Here is a 4,117-nt window from a genome sequence, read left to right on the forward strand (position 1 = left end):
CCATCTTCCGACGCCGGCATCAAGCCACAGCCAAGAGCAGCCACTACGCCCGACAAGTCCTCACAGAACCGTGAAACGGATCTCCTGCTGGAGTACTAGCCACGGGCCACAGGCCACAACAGACAGACGGTGCGATCGCCCAGCCAGCCCGCCGAATAGCATCGACATCGACATCGGCAGCTACGCGGCCGGTACAACTCAAACTTCGATCATGCCGACGAGCTGCCGAAACACCAAATTCGAAAAGTACGGCTGGATTACTAGTCGCACCCGCCACCGATAAGGCGACTGGCCCTCCCGACAACCGTGCACGAGGTCGTTAGGCCAATGCAATCTCTGGCACGGGCAGGATCGAAGTATTCTGGTCGGCTATCACGAGCCAGATGTCGTCGATGACGCTGCACGTGAGGGTGAAATACGCCCGGCGCTCCGAGCTCACCTGGCCATCGTCGTCACGGATGGTGGAGCGGTATTCGACGAGCGCCCAACCTGTGCCGCCGACCAGGACCACCCGCCGCAGAAAGCGCTCCTGGGACCAGCCGTTGTCAGCGAAGAGCTCCCGGTGTAGTGCTACCACCGCAGGCCTCCCGTCGACGATGCCTCCACCGGGCAGCACGAGCACGACGTCGTCGGCGAGGGTCGCACCGTACGCATCGAGGTCCTTGTCCTGTAGTGCAGCGAGGTGTCCAGCGATCATTTGGTGCAGCCCATGCCTCAGGGCAGTTCTTCGGTCCCGGTCCATTATCCGTCGCTTTCAGTCGCTGTTCTTCGCGGAACCATTGTCGAGGGATTCATCTCTCGCCTGCCGGGTTCTTACTGAACCTGTTCTACTTTCAACAGGCAGAGCGCATCGACGCCCACTCGCAGAAACATCGGAACACTTGCCGTAAATCGCCCGCGCCCTTCAATTTTTTGCGCGGGCCAAATCCAATCCTCCTCTCTCCACAGCTCAAAAGGCCCGAGAATCGCCGCGATAGTTGAATATAAAGGACGGTTGAGCCTATTGGCGTCGGCGCAGCCGGAAGGACGCACGGATCACGCCGAACCCACACGGCGTAACCGGCCTACCGTCGAGACAGGGTGACCGACTTTTCTGTGTGGCCGCAATACTCCTTCGCTACGCGAGTACAGCAGCTTTCAACTTCAACTCGCATACATTCCGACCACATCACCGACAGCCATCGGCAGATCACCGACGTGACGCTAGACAAGAGTCTCGCGATCACCCACTCCGCGGTGAACAGCAGGTATCCGATGAACAATGCCGGGGTGAGCTTGATGCGGCGGCGAGGCCGATCAAGACGCCGACGAACAGAGGGGACTGTACAAATAATGGCCCTGTCTCACTTTCGGTGGTGACGGAGGGTGCTGTTATCCGAGGAGGATGCGGTGGCGGAGCAGGGTGAAGCCTGCTCGTCCGTGCATTTGAGGTGCGATCCGTTTGGTCTTGGTGTTGACGCCTTCGGTGGGTCCGTTGCTGTAGGGAAGCGTGAGCGCGGCGTTCACGGCGTCGCGGTCGCGTTCCAGGCCGTGGGTGAAGGCCTGCAGGTGAGGTAGAGCGACCGCGCGGACCTGGACGATCCAGAGCGAGAGCCGGTCGGCGTTTCCCGGCTGAGGCGTCAGGAGTTCGGCGAAGCGCCCGACGATGGCGGCGAGATGGGTCATCTCTGGGCAGGCTGCGGTGAGCCGTGCCAGGAGATCTCGATGCTCGGGTTCGAGGTTGTCGGGCCTGGTGAGGATCATCCGGGCGAGCCGGCGCGGGGAGATGTGGCTGCGGTCGGCGTCCGCGCGGCCTTGGTTGATGTACTTGTGCAGGAGGTTCAGGCAGCCGGTGGAAGCCGAGGGCCTTGATCTCTTCGAAGAGGTGCTTGACACCGACGCCGGGGTCCTCGGCTCGACGTTTGCGCAGGTGTTCGCGGTAGGGGTCGACGAGGCCGGCACGGTATTTGGGGACGCGGAGCATCCGCTCGGATCGGTCGGCTCGTGCGTAGCGTTTGACGGTATTCAGGGACAACTGCAGACGGCGGGCGCATTCGAGTAGGCCGACCCCCTGGTCGAGCAGGTCATGGACTTGGTGCCAGCGTTACAGGGTCGTCTGCGCGCGGGGCCCGTCGCCGATAGGTGCGTAGTACGGTCGCCCAGCAGGTGCTGTGCGCCTTAACCTCGCTCAGGGCCGCTTCGCAGAGGTTGTGCCACAGGTGTCACCTGTCCGCGACCTGCACCGCGTTGGGCAGGGCACGGCGGATGGCCTCGGCGTAGGTGGCCGAGCCGTCGCGGCATACCACCTCGACGCCGGGATGCTCACGCAGCCACGCTTGCAGGGTGTCGGCGGTGCGGTCGGGGAGCACCTCGATCCGCTCATGGGTCTCGGCGTCGATCACCACGGGGGCATAGCGGTGCCGCCGAGACCGGGTACCGGTGCTGCTTACGGTGTGGCGGCTGCTGGTCCATGTGGACGCCGACACATTGACGGCGGCCCTCGCCGACTGGCTGTGCTACCGACAACCGGCGTCGCCACCTGCGAGTCATCGCTGTTGAAGGCAAGGTGGTGCGGGTGCGGTCCTGCCCGAGGGGCGAGTCCATCTGCTGTCGGCCCACGACCCACCAGTGACGCCGATCAGCCCACCGAGACCACCACCAGCGTCAAAGGCGACACCGTCGACGCCTGATAATCCGCTAAACACCGCGCCTTCGGCGCGAACATCCAAGCGATCATGCATCCGGATGGACTACCGATCTGGACCTCAGACGCGATGCCCGGACACCCAGGGCTCCGGCAAAGTCGTGATGGTGTCCGGCTTGGGTGGTTCGGAGTAGAAGCGCCGGTGTGGGTAGCAGCAAGACGGGCATGACCAGTTCAAAAGATCATCAAGGTTCTCTACGCCACGATGATCTATCCGAAGTGAGCCATGCCCGCACTGCCATCATCGCTGATCTCTCCTCTGTCCTGCGCACCGGCTCTGACCGTTTCGAAACCGCCGGTGGGCTGCCCGCAGCACTCGCCGGTCTGCCTGATCCGCGAGCGGCGGCGAGGTGTCCGGCACAGGCTGCCGGTCGTGGTGAGCGCAGCGGTCTGCGCCGTGGCGGACGGCTACCGCTCGTATACCGCGATCGTAGAATGGCTCGCCGACGCTCCGGACACGACCGTCCTGGCCCTGAGCATCGCCCCGGATCGGCGGCCGTCCGAAGCGATGATCCGCCGACTGTTGCAGACCCAGGATCCCTAGTTGCTGACCGCGGCGATCGGTCTCTGGCTCGCCGGGCGTGCCACGTCCAGCGCCGCGACGGGCGATCGCGGTCAACGGCAAGTCGCTGCGCGGCTCCCGCACCACCGACGCTGCAGCCCGACACGTGATGGCTGCTTGCGACCAGGCCAGCAGCGTGCTCCTGGCTGACACCGACGTGGACGGCAAGACCAACGAGATCACCCGGTTCGCACCGCTGCTCGACCAGATCGGCGACCTACGCGACACGGTGATCACCGCCGACGGGCTGCACTGCCAGCGTGAGCACGTCACCAACCTCGCCGAACGTGGCGCCGACTGGATCCTGACGGTCAAAGGCAACCAGCCGTCGCCGTCGGTGTGGATCAGCAGCGGTGTCCCGTGCCGGTGGGCGTCGGGGATCTGCGTCAGGGCCTCATCCAGGACGGTGATGTGATCGGCGGTGGTGTTCGACCCGGCCCGTCCTTCGCGCAGCAGTCCGGCCAGGGCTTCACCGGTGTTGTCGAGGAAACACAGCAGTGGGTGGTAGCCGAACAACTTCTTCCACGTCCGCGTCGCCGATTCCTTCTCCGAATAGCAGATGACCAGGGTGGCGTCCATGTCCAGGACCAACCCGGGAACCTCGCGGCCCGCCGCGACCGAGGCGGGCAACCGGCCGCGGGTCTCACAGGTCTGCGCCCACGCGACTTCCCGCGCTGCCTCCCGGGCCAGCCGCAACCGGGCCAACGCTGCAGCATCGAAGGCATCCAGGACCGCCACACGGTCGCGTCCGACGCGACCCGCCCAAACAACTAGGGCCAACGCCGTTCAGTTAGGGCCGCGGTTGGCGTGTCAAGGGTCGGGGCTGATGACGTCGATGCTGGTCGTGGCTTTGTAGCTGTGTCGGTCGATGT

Annotated in this window: 3 protein-coding genes and 2 pseudogenes; 2 read left to right on the forward strand and 3 right to left on the reverse strand. The window is 64.5% G+C overall.

Annotation, left to right across the window (positions count from 1 at the left end):
* Nucleotides 1–319: 319 nt before the first annotated feature.
* Together ABZS40_RS36350 and ABZS40_RS36355 are read right to left on the reverse strand one after the other, a co-directional pair.
* Nucleotides 320–742: a DUF4440 domain-containing protein gene (locus ABZS40_RS36350; protein ID WP_354949249.1), complete on the reverse strand. Its 423-nt coding sequence runs from the start codon at nt 740–742 to the stop codon at nt 320–322.
* Nucleotides 743–1,371: 629 nt separating this feature from the next.
* Nucleotides 1,372–2,405: pseudogene (locus ABZS40_RS36355) on the reverse strand (ISL3 family transposase); the annotation flags it as partial.
* A 651-nt stretch (nt 2,406–3,056) separates the two neighbouring features.
* Between ABZS40_RS36355 and ABZS40_RS36360 the strand changes: the two are divergent.
* Nucleotides 3,057–3,227 carry a hypothetical protein gene (locus tag ABZS40_RS36360; protein WP_354949251.1) on the forward strand — a complete coding sequence of 57 codons (171 nt, stop codon included), beginning with the start codon at nt 3,057–3,059 and terminating at the stop codon, nt 3,225–3,227.
* Between the two features lie 37 nt (nt 3,228–3,264).
* A complete protein-coding gene (locus ABZS40_RS36365; RefSeq protein WP_354949252.1) occupies nt 3,265–3,660 on the forward strand; it encodes an ISAs1 family transposase in 396 nt (131 codons plus the stop codon).
* Here ABZS40_RS36365 and ABZS40_RS36370 read toward each other — a convergent pair.
* A pseudogene (locus ABZS40_RS36370) lies at nt 3,579–4,015 on the reverse strand (transposase); the annotation flags it as partial. The gene ABZS40_RS36365 and the pseudogene ABZS40_RS36370 overlap by 82 nt on opposite strands.
* Nucleotides 4,016–4,117: the final 102 nt, after the last annotated feature.

Source organism: Micromonospora sp. NPDC005324, assembly GCF_040607155.1.
In the GTDB taxonomy this organism is placed as follows: domain Bacteria; phylum Actinomycetota; class Actinomycetes; order Mycobacteriales; family Micromonosporaceae; genus Micromonospora; species Micromonospora trifolii.

Bases quoted from the DNA above. Each gene is read 5' to 3' on its own strand.
- ABZS40_RS36350 (WP_354949249.1), bottom strand. From the start codon at position 742: ATGGACCGGGACCGAAGAACTGCCCTGAGGCATGGGCTGCACCAAATG.